This is a genomic window from Arthrobacter sp. Y3221159 (genome assembly GCF_059089885.1).
Window position 1 is genome coordinate 158,067 of the sequence record NZ_JBNHFC010000006.1, and the last position, 20,581, is coordinate 178,647.

Here is a 20,581-nt window from a genome sequence, read left to right on the forward strand (position 1 = left end):
GTAACCGGGGGCGTCAGTATGATCGCACCATGACTGCGACCGGCACTTCGAACTCCGTGACCCTGCGCTTCCTGGCCGCTCCGATGGATGTGGGCCACAGCGGCTCGGTGGATGCGGGGACAGTCCTGGAGTGGGTGGACAAGGCCGCCTATGCTGCGGCGGTGGGTTGGGCCAAGTCCTACTGCGTCACCGCCTACGTCGGAAACATCCATTTCGCGGACCCCGTGAACAGCGGCGATATGGTGGAGGTGGAAGCCACCATCGTGTACACCGGCCGGTCCTCCATGCATATCCGCACCGTGGTTTCCTCCGGGGATCCCAAGGGCGGGCCCGCCACCATGCGCAGCCAGTGCATGGTGATCTTCGTGGCGGTGGGCGAGGACGGCAAACCCATTCCCGTGCGGCAGTTCGAGCCCGCCACACCCGCCGAGATCGAGCAGCGCGACCACGCCCTGGCCCGCATCAAGGTCCGTGAACAGATTGTGGAAGCTATGAACCGGCAGGAATATACCGATGCCGGTACGGCCGAACGGGTGACCCTGCGGTTCATGGCGGCCCCCACCGACGTGAACTGGGGCGGCAAGGTCCACGGCGGCATCGTGATGAAGTGGATCGACGAGGCCGCTTATGTCTGCGCGTCCCGCTACTGCGGCAGGGACACCGTGGCGGTGTTCTCCGGCGGCGTGCGCTTCTACCGGCCGCTGCTGATCGGACACGTGGTGGAGGTGGAGGCCCGGCTGGTCTACACCGGGACCAAGGGCATGCACGTTGCCGTCCACGTCAGGTCCGGCGACCCCAAGGGCGGCGAGCTGAACCTTACCACCTACTGCCTCACCGTCATGGTGGCGCGCGACGCCGAGGGCAACTCCGTGCCTGTCCCCACGTGGGTGCCGGTCAGCGAGGAGGACAAGAGACTGCACGCGCATGCGCGCGAGCTGCTGGAGATCCGGGGCACCGCCCCTGGAAACCGGCTGCCGAACCACCTGCTTGAGCAGGCCGAGGCGCGCCGCCTGGCCGGACAGGATGCCGGGCAGGCCGCTCCGGCCTGACGCCTTTGCTAGAAGCCGCCGCCGCCGGCGTCGGCCGCCATGTTCGCGAACCGCGAGTAGTGGCCCTGGAAGGCGACCACAATGTCCTTCGTCGGGCCGTTACGGTGCTTGGCCACCAGGATGTCCGCTTCGCCGGCGCGCGGTGATTCCTTGTCGTAGACGTCCTCGCGGTGGAGCAGGATCACCATGTCGGCATCCTGCTCAATGGAACCTGACTCTCGAAGATCCGAAACCATGGGGCGCTTGTCCTGCCGCTGTTCAGACCCACGGTTGAGCTGGGACAGGGCAATGACGGGGACCTCGAGTTCCTTGGCGAGCAGCTTGAGGGCACGCGAGAATTCGGACACTTCCTGCTGGCGGGATTCCACTTTCTTGCCGGAGCTCATGAGCTGCAGGTAGTCCAGGATGACGAGCTTGAGGTTGTGCTGCTGCTTGAGGCGGCGGCACTTGGCGCGGATTTCCATCAGGGACATGTTAGGGCTGTCATCGATGAAGAGCGGTGCGTCGTTCATCCGGCCCATCGTGGTGGCGATCTTGGACCACTGCTCGTCCTTGATGGTCCCCTTGCGGAGGTCCTGCAGGCCGATGGTGGCTTCCGCCGAGAGGAGTCGCATGGCGATCTCGTTCCGGCCCATTTCGAGCGAGAACATGACCGTTGCCAGGTTGTTCTTGATGGCCGCGGAACGGGCGAAATCCAGCGCGAAGGTGGACTTACCGACGGCGGGCCGGGCAGCGATCACGATCATCTGCCCGGGGTGGAGGCCGTGGGTGAGTTCGTCAAGCTCATAGAATCCGGTGGGGACGCCGGTCATGCCCTCCCCGCGGTGCCCGGACGCCTCAATCTCGTCCACGGTGGACTCCATGACGTCCTTGAGCACCACATAGTCCTCGGCCGTCCGGCGCTCAGCCACCGCGTAGACCTCAGCCTGCGCCTGGTTGACCAGCTCCTCCACCTCGCCATCGGAGCCGTAGCCCAGCTGGACGATCTTGGTGCCGGCATTCACGAGGCGCCGCAGGACGGCGCGTTCTGCCACGATCTCGGCGTAATACCCGGCATTGGCCGCCGTGGGAACGGTCTGGATCAGTTCATGGAGGTAGGCCGGGCCGCCAATCCTGTTGATCTCGCCACGCTTAGTCAGCTCGTCCGAGACAGTCACTGCGTCCGCGGGCTCACCCCGGCCGTAGAGGTCGATGATGGCTTCGTAAATGGTTTCGTGGGCCGGACGGTAGAAGTCCTGGCCCCGGAGGATCTCCACCACGTCAGCAATGGCATCTTTGGACAGCATCATGCCGCCAAGAACCGACTGCTCGGCGGCGATGTCCTGGGGAGGCTTTCGGCTGGAGTCTGATCCGCGGGTAGTCTCTACCGGGTCCAGTTGCGCGATTGACAAAGCTGCCGTCCTCCATCTGTACCGGGACATGGATTGCCCGGTGGTTACTGTCCTGTTTGAGGCTCACCCGGAAAAGTCCGTGCCCAGCCACCTGTCCAGTTCTACCGGCGGGGTCCGACAATGCTGCCGCCAACCGAAAAGCAGGTGTTTGGGAGTTATCCCCACTGTCCACAGGTTTTCCACAGAGGCCTCTCCTGAGGACAGTTACTGGCCGCAGTTTGGACTTTCGTCCCTAATGCCGGAACCATTTCATACCCTCACAACAGGTACTCCGCTACGCTAGCCCCCCGGGCCCGGGCCGCAAAGCCGGCAGGCCGGACAGACTGTGGATAACCTGTGCACTGAGGGGCATAGCTTGTGCACAGCCTGTGTGAAAGCCTGTGGAAAGAAAAAAACTTTTGTCCCCTAAGTGCCTCTGACCTGCGAAAACAATACGTTCAGTCTGTGGAGTAAATATTTCTTCTGTGGAATTTCATCCACAGGCCCCGCCGCTTCGCCTGGGCCTGGGGGTGAACAAACGATTCCAGTGACACTCGCCACGTGCAGCAAGTGGCGCTTCTCATATTCCCCTCTCGGCCCTTCCGCTACTCCCCGCCGCACTGTATGCCCCCGCGTGAATATTGCTGTGGATAACGTGGATCTGGCATAAGCTCTAGGTATGGGCGAACTGCTGCTGGTGCTTCTGCCGGCAATTGTCCTGGTGGCGCTCCTTTGGGGTCTTTTCACCGCCCTGAGCCCCCGGGACTCCGGCATCTCCGACGCGGAAAAATATCAGCGCGACCTTGCCGAACGTTCGGCCCGGCACTATGCAGCACAGGTCGAAGCGGCCACCGCTGCCCGTGCCCGGCTGGAGGGGAAGACGCGCCATGGCCAGAACGCTGCACAGCAGGATGCAGGCAAACAAATCTGGCACCGGCCAGGAAACACATAGAAGGCTTTAGAACAATGGAATCGCTTGTGGTCCCTGTCCTTATCCTCCTGGCAGTAGTGGCTGGAGTCATTCTTGCCATGCGCGCTCTTGGGAAACGCAAGGCAGCACATCCGGCCGCCACTCCGCAGCCCGCGGCGTCCTCCGCCGAGCTTGCCCGTGCAGCTGCAGCCAAGCTCTCGGAGGACGAGCACCGGCGGCTCTACGCCCTCATCGCCCAGGGGCAGGCCATGGCCGCCATCAAGCTGTACTACGAGGCCACTGGCGACGGATTGCGCGCCTCCCGCGATGCGGTGGGTGCACTGGCCGCACACCCGCAGCCCTACCGGAGCCCGGAAGCCGCCGCCCAGGAGCCTGACGAAGACGACGACGACGAGCCGCAGCGGTTCCCCTACCGCTACCGCGCCATTGTGAGCAAAGGCGACGTCACCCGCGAGGTCAGCAGCAACATGCTTAACGACGAGATCTACGGCAGGATCCGCACCCTGGCACGGAACGGTGATACGGAGGCGGCTGCCATGGCATTGACCCGCCACTCGGATATTTCCATTAAGCAGGCCCGGGAGTTCATCGAACTGCTCGACGATTAAGGCTCCGGGCTAGAAATCGAACAGATCCCCCAGCCAGCCTTCCTTCTTCTTATGCCGGCGGTCGTAGTCCCGGTCATACCCTTGCTTGCCGTATTTCCGGTCGTCATATCGGGGCTGCTCACGCCCCGGCTGGAAGTTGGGATAGAGCGGCGGCGGTGTGGGGCCTGAGGCGGAGGGTGCCGGCCGGGCAGGCGCCGTGCCGGGCATCAGGTCCGCGGCCCGGTCCAGGATCTTGTCCAGCTCGCCACGGTCCAGCCAGACCCCACGGCACTGCGGACAGTAGTCAATTTCCACCCCGCTGCGCTCGGTCATCAGCAGGTCTACGGAATCCACAGGGCATTTCATATCCGGCACAACGACCGGCTGTCCCTGAAAGTTCGCTGTGTCCGGTTTCAGCGGTTGCCCGAAATGCCTGCCAGCAGTTGCTCGAAGGGGAGGGAATGCAGCGGGGAGGGCTTGCGGCCGGGCTGGGTGCCGGTCAGCAGTCCGGCGAACTCGCCGGCAGCACGGTCAATCCTCTCCGCGAGGGAGGAGCCGCCGTCGTCCACCGTTCCCCAGTCCTGCGGACCTGCGAAGACGCCCGTGGCGGCCATCCGCATCCGCAGGTAGCTGAACAGCGGACGCATGGCGTAGTCCAGGACCATCTGGTGGCGGTCACTGCCGCCGGTGGCGCCCAGCAGGACCGCCTTGCCGTCCAGGGATTTGGGGTCAAGAACGTCAATGAATGACTTGAACAGGCCACTGTAGGACGCACTGAATACGGGGCTTACTGCGATCAGTCCATCAGATGCTTCCACGCCCGCAATGACTTCCGCCAGGCGCGGAGCGGGGTAACCGGTCACGAAGTTGTTGGCGATGTCCACCGCCAGGTCGCGGAGTTCCACGACGTCCACCGTCACGTCGTACCCGGCCGCCGAGAGCTGCCGCTCCGCCGAAGCTGCCAGCTGGTCAGCAAGCAGGCGGCTCGACGACGGGACGCCGAGTCCCGCGGAAAGAACTGTGATGCGGCGGGTTTCCATGGCATTTCTCCTGTTGCTCGTTCATTCACCATACATGCATTTGCATCTAAATGGTGAACCGTGGGATTCCCGCGCGTATTCCCGCGGCCCCTTCTGGCCGCGGGGCTACAGGAGTACCGAGCCGCGGATGCAGGTGCTGGAGTTGCCCCCGATCCAGGTTTCTCCGCCTCCGGCCGTGACATGGATGCGTCCGGCACGGCCCAGGACGGTCCCCTGTGCGGCCACGTATTCCTCCGGGGCCCGGCCACTGGCGATCAACCATTGCGCCGCACCCGCATTGAAGCTGCCGGTAACGGGATCCTCCACCATCGCGTCCCCGGGAATGAAGGTACGGACTTCAAAGTCGACGTCCGCGCCCGGCCGGTGCGGCGCCACCACGCCCACCTTCAAATCACCCATCAGCACCAGATCGGGCTCCAGCGCAAGCACCTGGGCTGCAGAAGCCAGCAGCACGCCGATCCATTCCGGCCCGTTCACCAGCCAGGAAGCGTCGAGGATGTCTTCGTGCGCCAGGCGCAGTGCCGCCGCCAACTGCTGCCTGGTGGGTCCATCCACCGGACCAAAGCGGGTCAGTGGCGGAGCGGCAAAAGCCAGCCGGCCGCCGTCGTTCTTTATCCGGACCAAACCCGCCCCGCACTCCTGCACCAAACTGCCGGCCGACTTCGGCACTCCACCGGCCTCCAGCCAGGCGTGGGCCGAGCCCAGCGTCGGGTGCCCGGCAAAGGGAAACTCCTCGCTGCCGGTGAAGATCCGTACCCGGTAGTCAGCCCGGGGATCCGTTGGGGGCAGCAGGAAGGTGGTCTCGGACAGGTTGGTCCAGTTGGCAAAGTGCTGCATCTGGCTTCCGGTGAGGCCCTCCGCGTCAAGGACAACGGCCAGCGGATTGCCCCGGTACGCCCGGTCAGAGAAGACATCAACCTGGTGGAAGGGGCGCGGCCGCATGGTTTCGATAGTCACCGCTGCATGCTAGCAGCAGTGCTGGCAGGGCACTGGCGACCGCCACGTCATGGCCGAACTGCACAGCCCCTGAAACAAAGCAAAAGACCCCCGCCGCCGGAATCCGGCGACGGGGGTCCTTTAAGTGCAGTCCGTGACTACTTCCCCGCAACTACGTCGAGTTCGATCACTGCGGCAACGTCGTCGTGCAGACGGACGTTGGCCTGGTAGGAACCGACCGACTTGATGTGGACGGGCAGTTCAACCTTGCGCTTGTCGATGCTGCCCAGGCCTGCGGCCTCAACAGCGTTGGCGACGTCGGCCTGCTTGACCGTGCCGAACAGGCGTCCGGTTTCGCCGGCCTTGACGACGAGCTGAACCGGCTTGGACTGCAGTGCAGCGGCCTGCTTCTGAGCGTCTTCCAGGGAAGCGTGCTCGCGGGCGGCGCGGGCGGCCTTGATGGACTCAACCTGCTTCTCGCCACCCTTCGACCAGGTCAGGGCGAAGTTACGGGGCAGCAGGTAGTTACGTGCGTAACCGTCCTTGACCTCGACAACGTCGCCAGCAGCACCGAGACCGGTTACTTCGTGGGTCAGAATGAGCTTTGCCATGTTAGTTAATCCCTTCCTTAGCCGCGGCCAGCGCCGGAGTAAGGCAGCAGAGCAACTTCGCGGGCGTTCTTGATTGCCTGTGCGATCTTGCGCTGTTCCTGGACCGTGACGCCGGTGACGCGACGGGCGCGGATCTTTCCGCGGTCGGAGATGAACTTGCGCAGCAATGCTACGTCCTTGTAGTCGATGACAGTGATGTCAGCGGCCTTCAAGGGGTTGGACTTTGGTTTGGGCTTACGGAGTTCAGCCTTAGCCATCGTGGAGCTCCTATTCTAGGGAGCCCGTGGATGTTGATCCACGGGATGGTGGTGGTCCGGCAGCGGCATCCGCGCAAGTGCCGAAGGCACTTTTTGCGGTCCCGGCATCGGACCTTTATTGGTTGTTAGAAGGGAGGTTCGGAATCGGGGCCGTTGCCCCAGCCGCCCGCGTTGGAGACGCCGGGCGTAGCCCAGGGGTCATCCTGCGCAGCCTGCTGGTTGCCGCCGCCCCAGCCTCCACCGGAGTTGCCGCCCTGGCTTCCACCAGAGTTGCCGCCTCCGAAGCCACCGCCGCTGTTGCCGCCACCAAAGCCGCCGCCCTGACCGCCGGAGCGCTGGGTGCGGTTGACCTTGGCATTGGCATAGCGCAGGCTGGGGCCGATTTCGTCGACCTCAAGCTCAATAACGGTGCGCTTTTCGCCTTCTTTGGTTTCGTAGGAACGGCTCTTCAAACGGCCGGTAACGATGACGCGCATGCCCTTGGTAAGGGACTCGGCAACGTTTTCGGCTGCTTCACGCCAGACGGCGGCGCGGAGGAACAGGGTTTCCCCGTCCTTCCACTCGTTGGACTGGCGATCAAAGGTGCGCGGGGTGGAAGCGATGGTGAAGTTCGCTACTGCCGAACCGGACGGTGTGAACCGCAATTCCGGGTCATTGGTGAGGTTACCGATGACCGTAATGGTGGTTTCGCCTGCCATCTACTGCCTCCTTGTTCGATCCTGGGTGAAGAGTTCGTTTCCTGCGGGGTAAAGAATGAAAATCGGTGCTGAAATTACTCAGCAACAACCTTCTGCTCTTCGGGGCGGGTGATCTTGGTGCGCATGATGGTCTCGTTAAGAGACAGCTGGCGGTCAAGTTCCTTGGCGGTTTCCGGCTTGGCGGTGAAGTTCACCACGGCGTAGATACCTTCGGACTTCTTCTTGATGTCGTAAGCCAGACGGCGACGGCCCCAGATGTCAACCTTTTCGATGGTTCCACCATCGTTGGTGATGACATTCAGGAACTTCTGAAGCGACGGCTCAACGGTACGCTCTTCGACCTCGGGGTCGATGATTACCATCAATTCGTAAGGACGCATATGTGAACCCACCTCCTTTGGGCTAAGCGGTTACGGCATTTCCGTAACAGGAGGTTCATTTGCGATGCCGTGCCGTGGCCAGCCACCGGAACGGGGCGGGACGCAGCACAGACTTCAATATCTTAGTGCATTTGGAACGGATAGGCGATTCGCCCTTGACTTCCAGCCTAGTGCCGGTGTCCTGCAGGCCGCAGCACGGATGCTCCTATGTGGAAAACCGCCCGCCCGGGAGCCAAGGCGGCTTCCGGGCGGGCGGTTGGTTGAACAGGAGGGGCAGGAATTACGACGCCGGGCCCACCGTAACGGGGACATCACGGGGTTCACCTGCGTCCGAGGACTCGGCGGAAGCCGGGCCGGACTTGCGGTAGCGCCACACGCCCACGGCCACCACCACGGCGGCCAGCGCCACGGACAACAGCAGGGACTCGCGGGTGGATTCCAGGATGACCATGCCCACCACGAGAGCCACGATGCTGGCGATGGCCAGCCAGGTCAGGTACGGGAAGAGCCACATCTTCAGCGCCAGGTCCTTGCCTGCAGCACCCATCCGCTTGCGGAGGATCAGCTGCGAGGACGCGATGACCAGCCACACGAACAAGGCAATGGCGCCGGAGGTGTTGACCAGGAACAGGAAGACAGTGTCCGGGGCGATGTAGTTCAGGCCCACCGTCACGAACCCGACCACGGTGGAGGCCAGCACGGCAGAGGCGGGCACCCCTCGGCGTGAGATCTTCGTCCAGGATGCAGGTGCGTCGCCGCGCTTCGACAGCGAGAAGAGCATGCGGCTGGCTGTATAAAGGCCCGAGTTCAGGCAGGACAGCACTGAGGTAAGGACCACGACGTCCATGATGGTGCCGGCGCCGGGAATGCCGAAAAGCTCGATCACGGCAACGTAGGGGCTCTTCGCCACACTCGCATCGTTCCAGGGCAGCAGGGTGACCACGATGGCGATGGAGCCGATGTAGAAGACCAGGATGCGCCACACGGTGGACTTCACAGCTTTTTTGACCGCATCCACCGGGTTCTCGGATTCGCCGGCGGCGATGGTGGCAATCTCGGCACCGAAGAAGGAGAAGACCACAACCAGGATGCCGGCCAGGACAGCACCTGCGCCGTTGGGCATGAACCCGCCGTTATCCACGAGGTTGCTCAGGCCGGGGGCGGGGACGCCCGGGACCAGCCCAAGGATGGCAGCGGCGCCGAAGAGCAGGAACAGCACGATCGCGGCGACCTTGATGGAGGCGAACCAGAACTCGAACTCGCCATAGGACTTCACCGAGCCAAGGTTGGTCAACGTCAGCAGGACCATCAGGATCAGCGCCCAGATCCACTGGTCGATGCCCGGCACCCAGCGGTGCATGATGGCCGCACCGGCGGTTGCCTCAATCCCGAGCACGATGATCCAGAACCAGGCGTAGAGCCAGCCGATGCTGAATCCCGCCCAGCGGCCGAGCGCCTTGTCCGCATAGGTGGAAAAGGAACCGGTCTCCGGGTTGGCCGCGGCCATTTCACCGAGCATGCGCATCACCAGGACCACCACGATGCCTGCTGCCATGTAGGCCACCAGGATTCCGGGACCGGCCTGCTGGATGGCGGCACCGGAACCGACAAAGAGGCCTGCGCCGATGACGCCGGCGATCGCGATCATGGAAAGGTGCCGCGGCTTGAGCGACTTGGCTAACTGCTGGTCAGCGGGCATGGAGCGCCGTCCTTTAGGTCATTGCGGAATGGATGGAAGCCGGACGCCGATGTCAGAGAGCTGGCCGGTTGCGTTTAACGCTGCATCCAGTGCGGTGGGTCACAGGGTTTTTCCAACCCTAAGCGGGTCGCGGGAAAGGGCGTCATGTGCACCCGCACAGATGGCCGGAACCGGATTCAGATCTTCTCACAGGTGCGAGCAGCAGGAGTAATCAAAAGGTATTTCCCGGGAAACGTTGAAACGCAGCGGAAATCACACGGCGTCAATCTTGAGCCAATCCAGCGGGTATTTGAATGGTGCCCCTGACGGCGCGGCGTTATATTTCCTTTTACGGCTGGGTACCGTGCTGGAGGCGTTGGGCCTGCAGCTTGCCGGACCTCCGGTTGCGGCCCCGTAACCGGCAGTGCGGCGGTCATTGTTGGAACGAATTGAAGCGAAAGAAAGTGGTCTCCTTCTTCAGGGATGGGGACCCATGTGCTTAATTGGCCGCAACAAGGAGCTGGACCGGATCCGTTCGGCAATCCGGGGTCCCAAGGAGACCGCCCTCACCATCAGTGGCCCGCGTGGCGCGGGCAAATCTGCCCTGCTTGCCGAAGTCCCCGCCCTCTCCGGGCACCGCACGGTCTTCCTCGCCGCCAGCGCCGCCGAGTCGGACTGGCCATTATCCGGCCTTACGGCGCTCCTCAACGGCATGGACGATCCCGTACTCAACGGGATCGCCGATGAAGTCCTGCACGATGCTGCAGGAGCACTCAGCATCCCAACGGTGGGCACTATGCTGCTCAGGGGCCTGCACCAGCGGTCCTCCGCCCGGACGGTTATCGTCATCGATGACGCGGACCAATTGGATGCCGGCAGCCAGGCGGTCATCGGATTCATCAGCCGGCGGCTCGCCGGAACGGACATAGCGCTGATCATGAGCGTGCGCGGGGACGTATCCGAAAGCCCCCTCGGCGGGCCGGCCGTTCTCCACCTTGGTCCTTTGAGCTACAGCGACACGGTACGCATGCTGGAGGCCATCCCGTCGCGCCACAGCACGACGACGGCGGCACACGCGGTTGCCGCAGCCAGCCAGGGAAACCCGCTGGCCGCCGTCGAGCTTTACCGCCGCCTCCTGGACCGCCAGGCGGAGGGGAAGTACGCTATGCCCGTTCCCCTCCCCTGCTGCGGCAGCCTGGAAGCGGAAGCCGCCTCCGCCGTCGCCATGTTGACGCCTGGTGCGCGCCACGTCCTGGACCTCCTCGCCCTGTCCCGCCGAAGTGACATCACCGCCTTGGAAGGCGTCGTCCCGGAATTGTGGGCCGGTTTGGACGAACTCCTTGCCGGCGGCCTGGTGACCCGGTTTGGGCCGCACCTGGGAATCCCTGACCAGTTGCTGCGCGGTTACGTGTTCTCGGCCTTGACACCAGCCGTGCGCACGGCGGGCCACCTTGCACTCGCACAGGCGTCAGGGGCAACAGATCCCCACGCCCGCCGCTGGCACCTGAGCTTTACCGCGATGGAGCGGCAGACTCCCTTCGGCCTTCTTCGCAGCGCTGTGGACCTCATCGCGGAAGGGGAGGTCGCATTTGCGGTGGAATGCATCGAGCGGGCCCTCGCCATCAATCCCTGGGAAGCGGAAACCGCTGCCCGCCTCACCACCGTGGCCGGGCTCATGTTCAATCGGGGCGAGTTCGTGTACGCCAGGCGCTACCTGGAGTGGGCGCAACGGGTGACGCGGAACCCTGCCCTGGTCCTGCGGCTGACAGGCCTGTCGTTCGAAATCGAGTTCATCCAGGGCGGCAGTGTCCGGTCAAGCATGGTGCTGCGCCTGGTGAAGGAATTTGGCTGCCATGATCCGGGGTACGCGGCACACCTGCTGGCGCTGGCCGCGCTCTACTTCGCCGAGCGGTGGGAGCTGGGCGATGCCGCCGAGCTGCTGGAACAGGCCACCGGGTTCCAGGAATCTGCAACTGCTGAATGCCTCGCAATCATCGAGCGCGCGAGGATACTCGTTGCCTCCACCAGCGGGGACACGGGCACACTCAGCCGGAAGCACGAACCGGCGGGAAGCGTCAAGATGCTCAGCCTGCTGGTACAGGGGCGGGCCCTCACCTACGCGGAACGCTACGACCACGCGCAGGAGGCGTTCGCCCTGGTGCGGAGCTCAGTGGACGCCGGCAGCGTCAACTGGCGCGAAACCGCAGTGTTCCTGGCAGTAGACAATGAAATCCGGGCCGGGAACGTCCGGGCCGCGGTCACGCTCATCGACGATCTGGAACGCCACGAGCCAGAGAACAAGTACCACCGCGGAATGCGGCATATTTTCCGGGTCTGGCGGGCCCATGCGTTGGGAGACGAGGCGGCGGCACAGGCAGCCGCTTCTGAGGCACTCCGCTATGCAGGCTCTGAAAGCCATCCGGCCATTACCGCCCAGCTGGCCGCCTGGCAGGGCCACTTTGCCCTGCTCCGTGGCGACCTGGCCGAGTCCTTCGCCCAGCTGTCCCGGGCGGCAGAGATCGGAAAGGCTTTCGGCAACCCCGCCCTGCTGCGGTGCGAGGCGGACCTGGTGGAGGTCCTGATCAGGCTTGGCCGCCACCGGGAGGCAACGCAGGCATTGCTGCGCCTGGAAAGCCGCTCCGTGGGACTGAGGTCGCCCTGGCTCATCCTGGCGGTGGCGCGGAGCCGTGCCATGCTGGCCGACGGCGAGCAGTCACTGCAGTTGTTCAGCCAGGCGCTGGAGGGCAGGGGCGGGCATGATTCCGTGCTGGAACGGGCACGGACGCTGCTGTGCTACGCGGAACGGTTGAACGCCTTTGGCCGGGTCCGGGCCGCACGCGACACCCTGGCCCACGCCAAGGTGATGTTCGAGGAGAAGGGGGCTGCGGCATGGAGCCAGCACGTGGACGCGTTCCTTTTCCACGAGCTCCTGGAACCCGCACGGCGGCAGGACAACCCTGCCATGCTCATGCTTGCGGACCATGAACGTGCTTTGGCCAAGATGGTGGCACGCGGGATGCGCAATAAGGACATCGCAGCCACGCTCTACGTTTCGGTGCGTACCGTTGAGGTTCGCCTGACCTCCATCTACCGGAAACTTGGGGTGGAGTCGCGTGCGCAACTGACTGCCCTTGCCGCCGCCAGGGACGACGGTGCGGCAGCACCCTATGTGCTGCCGGTCCTGTAACAGACTCTCCAGGAAGAGCCCGGAAAGCTAGGCGGCAGTCCGGAAGAACAGCTCCGTCACGGTGGCGAGCCTGTGCGGGTCCTCCACGCCGCACAGCTCTCGGGCGGAATGCATGGAAAGGAGCGGCACTCCCACATCCACAGTGCGGATGCCAAGCCGGGTGGCCGTCAGCGGACCGATGGTGGAACCGCACGGAATCGCGTTGTTGGACACGAACTCCTGGTACGGCACTCCGGATTCGGAACACATCCGCGCCCAGAAGGCGGCTCCGAAAGCATCAGTGGCATACCGCTGGTTCGCATTGATCTTCAGCAGCGGACCGCCGTTGAGCGCCGGCAGGTTGGCCGGATCGTGGCGCTCCGCGTAATTCGGGTGGACGGCGTGGCCGGCATCGGCTGACAGGCAGAACGACGCCGCGATCGCCTGCCGCCGCTGGCTCGCCGAGGCACCGAGGCTCTCGGAGATGCGCACCAGGACGTCCTCAAGGATGGGCCCACACGCACCGGAGCGGGAGTTGGAGCCGATCTCTTCATGGTCAAACGCTGCAAGGACCGCGATCGGCGCCCCCGGGGCGGCCCCGCCGGAAGCGTGCGCAATGAGTGCGGCAAGCCCCGCGTGGGTGGAAGAAAGATTGTCCAGCCGCCCGGACGCGAAGAACTCCCCCGTGCCTCCGAAAACCGCGGGGGCCTGCGTGTCGGCAATGACGACGTCGTACCCGCCGATCCGTGCCGGGTCCGCGGACGCGCCGGGCACGGACGAAGCCAAAACTGCCAGCAGGTCGAAGTCTGCTGGATTCCCCAGTCCCCACACCGGGTTCATATGCCGCTGCTTGTCCAGGGCCAGCCCCTCGTTGACTGCCCGGTCCAAGTGGATCGCCAGCTGCGGGAACCGCAGCAGGGGACCTGTGGCGGTGAGGTGCTCCGTGCCGTCCAGCATCACCAGCCGCCCCGCCAGCTGCAGCTCCCGGTCCAGCCAGGAGTTCAGGAGGGGACCGCCGTACACCTCCACCCCGGCCTGGAGCCAGCCATGGGCGCCGGTGGTGGGCTTGGGCTTGAGCTTGAAGGTCGGCGAGTCGGTGTGGGCGCCGAGGATATTGAAGCCGGTCGTGGGCCCGGCACCCTCCGGCACCACCCAGGCCATCACGGCACCGTCCCGGATGATGAAGAACGAGCCGGGCCCGTCCTCCCACGGTTCCTGCTCGTCCAGCCGCGTAAATCCGGCGGCATCCTCCAGCCGCCGGCCCGCCTCGTGCGCCGCGTGGAAGCTCGACGGCGATGCGCTGACGTAGGCGCCAAGGTCCTGGATGTGCTCTGTGGCGGTGGATTCGAAAGGCATGGTCTCGAGTCTAGAGGGTGACGTTGAGCCCCGCCGTGTACCCCTCCGCCGACGATCCGGTCATGGTGGCGAGCTGGTAGATACCGCCGTCGTTCCGGAACACGCTGTCTGTCCGCAAGGTGGTGCGCCGCATCGACGCCACGCTCCCCTCATATCCTGGCGTGGCGTAGACGTCCTCACAGGCCGCCTGGGTGAGCGCAATCTGTGACACTGCCAGTACGCGCCCGGCCGTCGTGGCATTGCGCATCGACTCGAACACCTCGAAATGGATGTGCGGCCAGCGGCCCGGGTAGGCGCCCGGGAAGATGGATGTGAAGGTGACCTGCCCGTTGGCGTCCGCCTCCTGCACGCCACGCAGGTAGTTTTCGCCCTCCACGCCCGGGTCGTACAGCGAATACCGGCCCTGCCGGTCACAGTGCCAGGCGTACACTGCCGCACCGGCCAGCGGAACGCAGCCGTTCGCGTTGTCCAGGAGCGTCAGGGTGAACGCCAACGGAACGCCCTCCGCCCGGCCCGACGCGGTGCCGAAGCTGGCGCTGATGTCCCGGCGCACCACCCCCGACGCCGTGAGCGCATCCGGGCCGTTCGAGCCGTCTCCCGGGAAAGGACCTGCCGTCTCGCGCGGGATCTCGACGCCGCATTCGGCCAGCGCCCGGGTCACCGTGGGATTCGGGCTGCCGGGGGAGGAGCCGGTGGCCGGCGATGTGGCGGCCGACGGCGACGGCGGGCCCGCCTGGCTGCCCCCGCCGGGCGTGCACGCGGCAAGGGCGGCTGCGGCACCGCCTGCGCCGAGGAACCTGCCCAGCGCGCGGCGGCTCATGATCGTGGACAGGTCGAACTCGAGGCCGCGGTCATGGTTCTGGTGCGGCTTCCGGCCGTCCGTGCCGGGACTTCCCGGCGTGCCAAGGGTTGTCATGACTCCATCAAAGGCCACCCGCCCCGGCCTTGCCTAGATCAGTAGTCCGGGTTGCTGGGGACCACAAGGCCCGTCTCATAGGCGTAGACCACGGCCTGGACCCGGTCCCGGAGGTGCAGCTTGGTAAGGATCCTCCGGACGTGCGTCTTGACGGTGGCCTCGGAGAGGAAGTAGCGGTGGGCAATCTCCGCGTTGGAGAGGCCCTCGGCCATCGCCCCGAGCATCTCCGTTTCCCGCGGAGTCAGCTCGGCCAGCAGGGGATCGGGCGCGGGGGCAGCGGGCGCCGGACGGCCGGCGCCGCGCACATACGTTTCAAGCAGCCGCTGCGTCACGCGGGGAGCCACAACGGCATCGCCGCTGGCCACCACCCGGACGGCGTGGATGAGGTCCTGCGGTGCCGCGTCCTTGAGGAGGAAGGCGGACGCTCCCGCCTGCAGCCCGGCAAATGCGTACTCATCCACGTCGAACGTGGTGAGGATGATGACCCGTGCGCTGGAACCGGCCGCGGTCATCGCCCGGGTCGCCTCGATGCCGTCCAGGACGGGCATCCGCACATCCATGAGCACCACGTCGGGCTGCAGCTCCTTGGCCAGCTTCACGGCCTCCGCGCCATCGGACGCTTCACCGGCGATCCGAAGGTCCTCTTCGCCCTCAAGGATCAGGCGGAATCCCATCCGCAACAGGGGCTGGTCATCCACCAGCAGGACGGTGATGGGCGCGGTCTCTGTCATGCCTTGCCTTGCAGTTCGTACGGATAGGTTCGTGTGTCGGTGTTGCCGTCCCCCGGCCAGGACAGGACTGCGTGGACCCGCCAGCCGCGTCCGGTCCGGCCGGCCTCCACGGTTCCGGCGTAGATGCGGGCGCGTTCCGCCATGCCCGCCAGGCCCTGGCCGGTGCCGTAGGAGCCGCCGTGCGGGCCGCCGCCCCCGTCATTGGCCGCCTGCCCCGGAACTCCCGCGCCGTCGTCGAGCACCTCGATGGTGACGGTGCCGCCGGATACGGCGATGCTGACATCTACCCGGGCCAGGGACCGTCCGTAACGGAGCACATTCGTGAGCGATTCCTGCACGATCCGGTACACCGTGAGCTGGAAGGCAGCGTCATCGGGCAATGCAGGGCCGCTGTGCGAATAGTGCAGCGGCAGTCCGGCCGTCCGGAACCCTTCCAGCAGCTTGGTTAGGCTGTCGCCGGTGGCCAGCGGCAGGAGGGGTGCCGCCGCCCCGGCGTCATCGCGGAGGACGCCCAGGACGCGCCGCATGTCCGCGAGGGCGGTCCGTCCCGTCCGGGACAGTTCGCCCAGTACCTCTCCGGCACGCTCGGGGCTTTTCCGGACCACGACGGCGGCACCGTCCGAGAGGCTGACCATGACGGTGAGCGAGTGGGCAACGACGTCGTGCATTTCCCGGGCGATCCGGTTGCGTTCGTTCACGGAGGCCAGCTGCGCTGTGCGGGCAGCCCACGCCGCCACCTCCTGTTCGTGTTCCCCCCGCTGCTTGACGCCAATGCCGATGCCGGTGGCGATGACGTTCGACAGCGCGATGGTGGCTCCGGTGGCAATGCTGGTCAGGAGGTGGAAATCCCCCGGGTTGACCCCGTGGTCCTGGACGAACGAGTTCTCCATGGGCCCGACGGCGGCCAGCAGGTACAGGAGGGCCAGCGGTGCCGTGGCCACTGCCATGGTGATCAGGGCGAAGCGGCGGGTGTGCACCACAGCAACGGCATAGAGCGAAAACCACAGCCCCGCGGACGCATTGGAGCCCCACGGGTGCAGCAGGGTGACCGCAACCTCCACAACAGCCACGAACGCCACCAGCCCCACCGGATGGGAGCGCCGCAGGAACATGGCCGCCGCCACCGCCACCAGCAGGGCTGCCGCGAGCCACGTGCCGGAGATGACGGCGTCAACCACCGTGGGCGCCACCAGCAGTGCATAGCTGGAAGCCACCACGGCATCCATGATCCGCGGGTGCTGGTGGAGGTAGCGCCGGATGAGCCCCCGGCGCCGGGCCGTGAGCTCGGCGAAGGACGCGTCAGCCTGTCCGGCTGCCGCGTCCTTGGCCGGTCCTTCCTGCTGCATGTTTCCGGGCAGGTCAGACGTCGCGTTTCTTGAGCACGATCAGCGCCGGCACCAGGAACACCAGCACGTAGCCCAGGAAGATCAGGCCGCCCTGCCACGGATCGATGACACCGTCTGTGTGGCCAATGGAGAGGAAGCGGCCGCCGGCCTCACTGGGAATGTACTGCGGAACGTACTTCCAGAACTCACCCGGAATGAGCGTCAGGAAGCTGGCCGCGATGGACAGCACGAAGAAGATGCCCACCAGGACGGTGATCCCGCCGGCAGAGTTTCGGAGCAGCGTCCCAAGCGAAAGCCCGATCAGTGCAACCCCGGCAACATAGAGCCCGCCGGTGAAGACGCTGTACAGCACGCCGTCCGTGGACCAGTCGAGGTCGAACCCTATGCCCTGGAAGACCGGCATGGCGATCAGGAAGGTGGCCACGCCCGCGATGGTGGTGATGACGTAGGAGATCACGGCCAGGATGATGGCCTTGGCCACGAATGCCGGAGTACGGCGCGGAACAGCGTTCATGGTGGAACGGATCATGCCGGTGGCGTACTCGGAAGCCATGAACAGGACCGCCAGCGAGCCCAGGACCAGGATGCCGATCTGCAGGCCGGCGTTGGGCAGGTTGTAGAGGTCGAACCCGGATCCTGACGGGAAGGTCTGTTCCATCATTTCCGGTGTCAGGGTCTGGCCCTGGTCCCTGGCGTTGCGGATCATCTCATCCAGGTACGTGTAGCGGATCAGGACGGCCAGTGCGCCCACGCCAACGATTGCCACCAGGGTGAGGAGCAGCAGGATGCGGGTGGACATCAGGGACCAGAGTTTGATCCATTCGGAGCGCAGGACGCCGCCAAAGGTGACCCCGCGGTTCCCCGCGGAGGAACGGGCCGGCGTGGCAGGGGTTGCTGTCTGGGTGCTCATCGTCCTTACTTTCCTGCCGTTGCCGGGGCTACCACTGCGGGTCCGCCGGTCAGGTGCGAATGGTATTCCACTTCGTCCTTGGTGAGGTCGAAGTAGGCGTCCTCCAGGGAGGACAGCTGCGGGGTGAGCTCGTAGACCAGGACGCCGCTGCTCAACGCGACCTGGGCTATCTGGCGGGGTTCCAGCCCCGTCACCGTCAGGGTTTCCGGCTCGCTCTGGTCCACCGTGACGCCGTTGCCCGCCAGCAGGGACGCCAGTTGCGGAGCCGAGTCCGTGCGGACCAGGGTCCTGGCCTGGCGTGTGCCCGCAATGATTTCCTTGACCGGGGCGTCGGCAATGATGCGGCCGCGGCCGATGACGATCAGGTGGTCGGCGGTTTGCGCCATCTCGCTCATGAGGTGCGAGGAGAGGAAGACGGTCTTGCCCTGGTTGGCGAGGTAGCGCACCAGGTTGCGGACCCAGAGGACGCCCTCCGGGTCCAGGCCGTTGACCGGCTCGTCCAGGATGAGAGTCTGCGGGTCCCCCAGCAGGGCTGCGGCGATGCCGAGGCGCTGTCCCATGCCCAGGGAGAATCCGCCCGCCTTCTTGCGGGCCACGGCTTCCAGGCCCGTCATCTCGATGACTTCGTGGACCCGCTTCTTGGGGATGCTGTGGGTGGCGGCCATGGCCAGCAGGTGGTTGTAGGCGCTGCGTCCGGTGTGCACGGCCTTGGCGTCCAGCAGGGCCCCCACCTCGTGCAGCGGCGCCTTGTGCTCCGCATATGGCAGGCCATTGATGGTGACGGCTCCGGACGTGGGCCGGTCGAGTCCCATGATCATGCGCATGGTGGTGGACTTTCCGGCACCGTTTGGCCCCAGGAACCCCGTGACCTGCCCTGCCCTGACTGTAAAACTGACCCCGGCCACGGCGGTCTTCGCGCCATAGACCTTGGCCAGGTCGTGTGCCTCAATCATTCGATGTTCCTCCGGTCGGCAGCGCAGGCTGCGGATGGGTTCAGTTCGGTGGGTGTACCCCTTACGCTACTGAGGCCGCGGCCCCTTTTCGCCTTCCTCAGGGATGATTCAGGGGAGAACCAGGGTAGTCCCCCTGGATGACCGGCAGCGTGGAGATGCAGTGGGTCAGGAGCGGTGCGAGTAGTAGGCCAGTGCCCTGGGGAGCACCCTGTACTCCACGGCGCGCACTCCTGCCACGGCCTCGCCGTCGACAGCCAGTGTTATGGGCGCCCCGCCCGCCTCGATGCGGACTTCCGTGGCTTCCCTCAGGTGGGTGATCTTGGAGCCGGCCACCGTCCCCGTCAAGACGGACCACAGCAGCCGCAACCTGGCAAACGGTTCATCAGCGGTGATAAGCCGGAGGTCCAGCACGCCGTCATCCATGACGGGCCGGAGCAACGGAGCATGGTCCCGGGGGTAATACCGGCCCCGGCCCACGTAGGCGATCCAGACCCGGTGCAGCACGCCGTCCACCGTAAGCGTGACGGGGGTTCCCGTGGCGAAGGTCCGGAACATGGCGATCACCCCGGCTAGGGGCTTGCCCAAAGCCGCCTGCAAATGCTCCCGCCGCCGCACAAAGTTCGGGTACAGGCCGACGCTGGATGTGTTCAGCATGAGCATTTCCGTCACCTCCGGCTGTTCCGGGAGGCCCCGCTCCGCCCGGACAATGCCGATGTCCGCCAGGGCGGCTTCGCCCTTCGATGCGGCGGCAACTGCTTCCTTCAGGCTGCCGGTGCCGGCGTCGCGGGCAAAGTGGTTCAGGGTCCCTCCGGGCAGGACCAGGAGGGGCAGGGAGCGTTCGACGGCGGCCGCGGCTGCTGCTCCTACGGTACCGTCGCCGCCCCACACCCCGAGGGCGAGGGTACCGGGCCAGTCGGCGGCGGCGTTGATGCACTCGAGAAGATCCTCCTCAGGCGGCACCGTGATGATATGCGCTGCAGGGAATACGTCGCGGAGTGCTGCAGCCGTTTCTTCACGAAAAGAGCCTCCCAGCGTATTCACCACGATGCTGAGGCCTTTCCCGCCCGGCAGTTCAGGTGCCTCCGTCCAGGTCCTCGAAACCTCAGGGAAGGGCGGCCGCACCGGCCACCAGCGCCGGGTAACAAGGGCCGCCCCCGCGCCGAGGGCCGATCCGAAGAAAACATCGGACGGCCAGTGCGCACCTGTGTGCACGCGGGAATAAGCCACTCCAAGTGCCGCCGGTGCCAACGCGGCACCGATGGCTGGCCGCACCAGGCCGGCTCCCACGGCAAAGGCTATGGCCGATGCAGAATGCCCCGAGGGCATGGAGGAGCTGGTGGGCTGTGGATGCACAAAGCGGAAGACGGGCAGATGCTCCGGCAGGGGCCGGGTCCGGGGGAGCAGGGTCTTGAAGACTCCGTTGGTTACGGCGGACGCTACCGCCTGGGCCAGCAGGCCATGCAATGCTGCCCGGCGGGTCTTGCCGGGGAAAGCGGCCATCACGGCGGCGGCTGCCATCCAGAGCTTCCCGTGGTTGGCCGAGGCAGAAAGCCTCCGGAAAAAGTCGTCGTGGTTGCCACCCGGCAGGTCCGATACATGCCGCACGAGATATCTATCGAGCCGGCCGATGACCCGGTGGCTGTGACGCCATGAGCTCCCCATGCCC

The 20,581-nt window shown here is 65.4% G+C and carries 20 protein-coding genes; 4 read left to right on the forward strand and 16 right to left on the reverse strand.

Going from position 1 to position 20,581, the window contains the following annotated elements:
• The first annotated feature begins 29 nt into the window (after nucleotides 1–29).
• Nucleotides 30–1,049 (forward strand): acyl-CoA thioesterase, encoded by a 1,020-nt coding sequence (locus AC5RT3_RS08400; RefSeq protein WP_494011443.1) that lies wholly within the window; start codon nucleotides 30–32, stop codon nucleotides 1,047–1,049.
• Between the two features lie 8 nt (nucleotides 1,050–1,057).
• Here AC5RT3_RS08400 and dnaB read toward each other — a convergent pair whose 3' ends face one another.
• The gene (dnaB, locus tag AC5RT3_RS08405; protein ID WP_009357077.1) at nucleotides 1,058–2,440 is read right to left on the reverse strand and encodes a replicative DNA helicase; all 1,383 of its coding nucleotides are present in this window, start codon (nucleotides 2,438–2,440) and stop codon (nucleotides 1,058–1,060) included.
• Between the two features lie 658 nt (nucleotides 2,441–3,098).
• Here dnaB and AC5RT3_RS08410 point away from each other — a divergent pair.
• Both AC5RT3_RS08410 and AC5RT3_RS08415 read left to right on the forward strand, forming a co-directional pair.
• Nucleotides 3,099–3,371: a hypothetical protein gene (locus tag AC5RT3_RS08410; protein ID WP_494011442.1), complete on the forward strand. Its 273-nt coding sequence runs from the start codon at nucleotides 3,099–3,101 to the stop codon at nucleotides 3,369–3,371.
• A 14-nt stretch (nucleotides 3,372–3,385) separates the two neighbouring features.
• Nucleotides 3,386–3,958 (forward strand): hypothetical protein, encoded by a 573-nt coding sequence (locus AC5RT3_RS08415; protein ID WP_494011441.1) that lies wholly within the window; start codon nucleotides 3,386–3,388, stop codon nucleotides 3,956–3,958.
• Between the two features lie 9 nt (nucleotides 3,959–3,967).
• Here AC5RT3_RS08415 and AC5RT3_RS08420 read toward each other — a convergent pair whose 3' ends face one another.
• From AC5RT3_RS08420 to AC5RT3_RS08455, 8 genes are all read right to left on the reverse strand, one after another.
• Nucleotides 3,968–4,291 (reverse strand): TFIIB-type zinc ribbon-containing protein, encoded by a 324-nt coding sequence (locus AC5RT3_RS08420; RefSeq protein ID WP_494011440.1) that lies wholly within the window; start codon nucleotides 4,289–4,291, stop codon nucleotides 3,968–3,970.
• Nucleotides 4,292–4,350: 59 nt separating this feature from the next.
• Nucleotides 4,351–4,977: an FMN reductase gene (locus AC5RT3_RS08425; RefSeq protein WP_494011439.1), complete on the reverse strand. Its 627-nt coding sequence runs from the start codon at nucleotides 4,975–4,977 to the stop codon at nucleotides 4,351–4,353.
• Between the two features lie 105 nt (nucleotides 4,978–5,082).
• Nucleotides 5,083–5,934 carry a PhzF family phenazine biosynthesis protein gene (locus tag AC5RT3_RS08430; RefSeq protein WP_494011438.1) on the reverse strand — a complete coding sequence of 284 codons (852 nt, stop codon included), beginning with the start codon at nucleotides 5,932–5,934 and terminating at the stop codon, nucleotides 5,083–5,085.
• A 137-nt stretch (nucleotides 5,935–6,071) separates the two neighbouring features.
• Nucleotides 6,072–6,524 (reverse strand): 50S ribosomal protein L9, encoded by a 453-nt coding sequence (gene rplI, locus AC5RT3_RS08435; RefSeq protein WP_009357083.1) that lies wholly within the window; start codon nucleotides 6,522–6,524, stop codon nucleotides 6,072–6,074.
• 17 nt (nucleotides 6,525–6,541) lie between these two features.
• Entirely contained in the window at nucleotides 6,542–6,781 is a 240-nt protein-coding gene (gene rpsR, locus AC5RT3_RS08440) for a 30S ribosomal protein S18 (protein WP_003800144.1), read from the reverse strand.
• A 125-nt stretch (nucleotides 6,782–6,906) separates the two neighbouring features.
• On the reverse strand, nucleotides 6,907–7,479 hold the full coding sequence (locus AC5RT3_RS08445) for a single-stranded DNA-binding protein (RefSeq protein WP_009357084.1): 573 nt from the start codon (nucleotides 7,477–7,479) through the stop codon (nucleotides 6,907–6,909).
• 74 nt (nucleotides 7,480–7,553) lie between these two features.
• Nucleotides 7,554–7,859: a 30S ribosomal protein S6 gene (gene rpsF / locus AC5RT3_RS08450; RefSeq protein WP_015939036.1), complete on the reverse strand. Its 306-nt coding sequence runs from the start codon at nucleotides 7,857–7,859 to the stop codon at nucleotides 7,554–7,556.
• Between the two features lie 280 nt (nucleotides 7,860–8,139).
• Entirely contained in the window at nucleotides 8,140–9,558 is a 1,419-nt protein-coding gene (locus tag AC5RT3_RS08455) for an amino acid permease (RefSeq protein WP_494051968.1), read from the reverse strand.
• 472 nt (nucleotides 9,559–10,030) lie between these two features.
• On the opposite strand from AC5RT3_RS08455, the gene AC5RT3_RS08460 reads away from it, so the two are divergent.
• Complete coding sequence (locus AC5RT3_RS08460) at nucleotides 10,031–12,724, forward strand: AAA family ATPase (RefSeq protein ID WP_494011436.1); 2,694 nt, start codon at nucleotides 10,031–10,033, stop codon at nucleotides 12,722–12,724.
• A 27-nt stretch (nucleotides 12,725–12,751) separates the two neighbouring features.
• Here the strand turns inward: AC5RT3_RS08460 and AC5RT3_RS08465 are convergent, their stop codons facing one another.
• The 7 genes from AC5RT3_RS08465 to AC5RT3_RS08495 form a co-directional block, all read right to left on the reverse strand.
• A complete protein-coding gene (locus AC5RT3_RS08465) occupies nucleotides 12,752–14,059 on the reverse strand; it encodes a M18 family aminopeptidase (RefSeq protein WP_494011435.1) in 1,308 nt (435 codons plus the stop codon).
• 10 nt (nucleotides 14,060–14,069) lie between these two features.
• The gene (locus tag AC5RT3_RS08470; protein WP_494011434.1) at nucleotides 14,070–14,975 is read right to left on the reverse strand and encodes an intradiol ring-cleavage dioxygenase; all 906 of its coding nucleotides are present in this window, start codon (nucleotides 14,973–14,975) and stop codon (nucleotides 14,070–14,072) included.
• A 38-nt stretch (nucleotides 14,976–15,013) separates the two neighbouring features.
• Nucleotides 15,014–15,706, reverse strand: coding sequence for a response regulator (locus AC5RT3_RS08475; RefSeq protein WP_494011433.1), 693 nt, complete (start codon nucleotides 15,704–15,706; stop codon nucleotides 15,014–15,016).
• Nucleotides 15,703–17,052: a sensor histidine kinase gene (locus AC5RT3_RS08480; protein WP_494011432.1), complete on the reverse strand. Its 1,350-nt coding sequence runs from the start codon at nucleotides 17,050–17,052 to the stop codon at nucleotides 15,703–15,705. Before AC5RT3_RS08480 ends, AC5RT3_RS08475 begins: the two co-directional genes overlap by 4 nt.
• Before the next feature lie 13 nt (nucleotides 17,053–17,065).
• Nucleotides 17,066–17,962: an ABC transporter permease gene (locus AC5RT3_RS08485; protein ID WP_494123968.1), complete on the reverse strand. Its 897-nt coding sequence runs from the start codon at nucleotides 17,960–17,962 to the stop codon at nucleotides 17,066–17,068.
• 5 nt (nucleotides 17,963–17,967) lie between these two features.
• Nucleotides 17,968–18,915, reverse strand: a complete 948-nt coding sequence (locus AC5RT3_RS08490) for an ABC transporter ATP-binding protein (RefSeq protein WP_494011430.1) — start codon at nucleotides 18,913–18,915, stop codon at nucleotides 17,968–17,970.
• Between the two features lie 165 nt (nucleotides 18,916–19,080).
• A complete protein-coding gene (locus AC5RT3_RS08495) occupies nucleotides 19,081–20,577 on the reverse strand; it encodes a bifunctional phosphatase PAP2/diacylglycerol kinase family protein (RefSeq protein WP_494123969.1) in 1,497 nt (498 codons plus the stop codon).
• Nucleotides 20,578–20,581 lie beyond the last annotated feature (4 nt).

Coding starts and splice junctions, on each gene's coding strand:
- AC5RT3_RS08400 (WP_494011443.1), top strand. CDS start 30: ATGACTGCGACCGGCACTTCGAACTCCGTGACCCTGCGCTTCCTGGCC.
- AC5RT3_RS08410 (WP_494011442.1), top strand. CDS start 3,099: ATGGGCGAACTGCTGCTGGTGCTTCTGCCGGCAATTGTCCTGGTGGCG.
- AC5RT3_RS08415 (WP_494011441.1), top strand. CDS start 3,386: ATGGAATCGCTTGTGGTCCCTGTCCTTATCCTCCTGGCAGTAGTGGCT.
- AC5RT3_RS08425 (WP_494011439.1), bottom strand. CDS start 4,977: ATGGAAACCCGCCGCATCACAGTTCTTTCCGCGGGACTCGGCGTCCCG.
- rplI (WP_009357083.1), bottom strand. CDS start 6,524: ATGGCAAAGCTCATTCTGACCCACGAAGTAACCGGTCTCGGTGCTGCT.
- rpsR (WP_003800144.1), bottom strand. CDS start 6,781: ATGGCTAAGGCTGAACTCCGTAAGCCCAAACCAAAGTCCAACCCCTTG.
- AC5RT3_RS08445 (WP_009357084.1), bottom strand. CDS start 7,479: ATGGCAGGCGAAACCACCATTACGGTCATCGGTAACCTCACCAATGAC.
- rpsF (WP_015939036.1), bottom strand. CDS start 7,859: ATGCGTCCTTACGAATTGATGGTAATCATCGACCCCGAGGTCGAAGAG.
- AC5RT3_RS08455 (WP_494051968.1), bottom strand. CDS start 9,558: ATGCCCGCTGACCAGCAGTTAGCCAAGTCGCTCAAGCCGCGGCACCTT.
- AC5RT3_RS08460 (WP_494011436.1), top strand. CDS start 10,031: ATGTGCTTAATTGGCCGCAACAAGGAGCTGGACCGGATCCGTTCGGCA.
- AC5RT3_RS08465 (WP_494011435.1), bottom strand. CDS start 14,059: ATGCCTTTCGAATCCACCGCCACAGAGCACATCCAGGACCTTGGCGCC.
- AC5RT3_RS08470 (WP_494011434.1), bottom strand. CDS start 14,975: ATGACAACCCTTGGCACGCCGGGAAGTCCCGGCACGGACGGCCGGAAG.
- AC5RT3_RS08475 (WP_494011433.1), bottom strand. CDS start 15,706: ATGACAGAGACCGCGCCCATCACCGTCCTGCTGGTGGATGACCAGCCC.
- AC5RT3_RS08480 (WP_494011432.1), bottom strand. CDS start 17,052: ATGCAGCAGGAAGGACCGGCCAAGGACGCGGCAGCCGGACAGGCTGAC.
- AC5RT3_RS08485 (WP_494123968.1), bottom strand. CDS start 17,962: ATGAGCACCCAGACAGCAACCCCTGCCACGCCGGCCCGTTCCTCCGCG.
- AC5RT3_RS08490 (WP_494011430.1), bottom strand. CDS start 18,915: ATGATTGAGGCACACGACCTGGCCAAGGTCTATGGCGCGAAGACCGCC.
- AC5RT3_RS08495 (WP_494123969.1), bottom strand. CDS start 20,577: ATGGGGAGCTCATGGCGTCACAGCCACCGGGTCATCGGCCGGCTCGAT.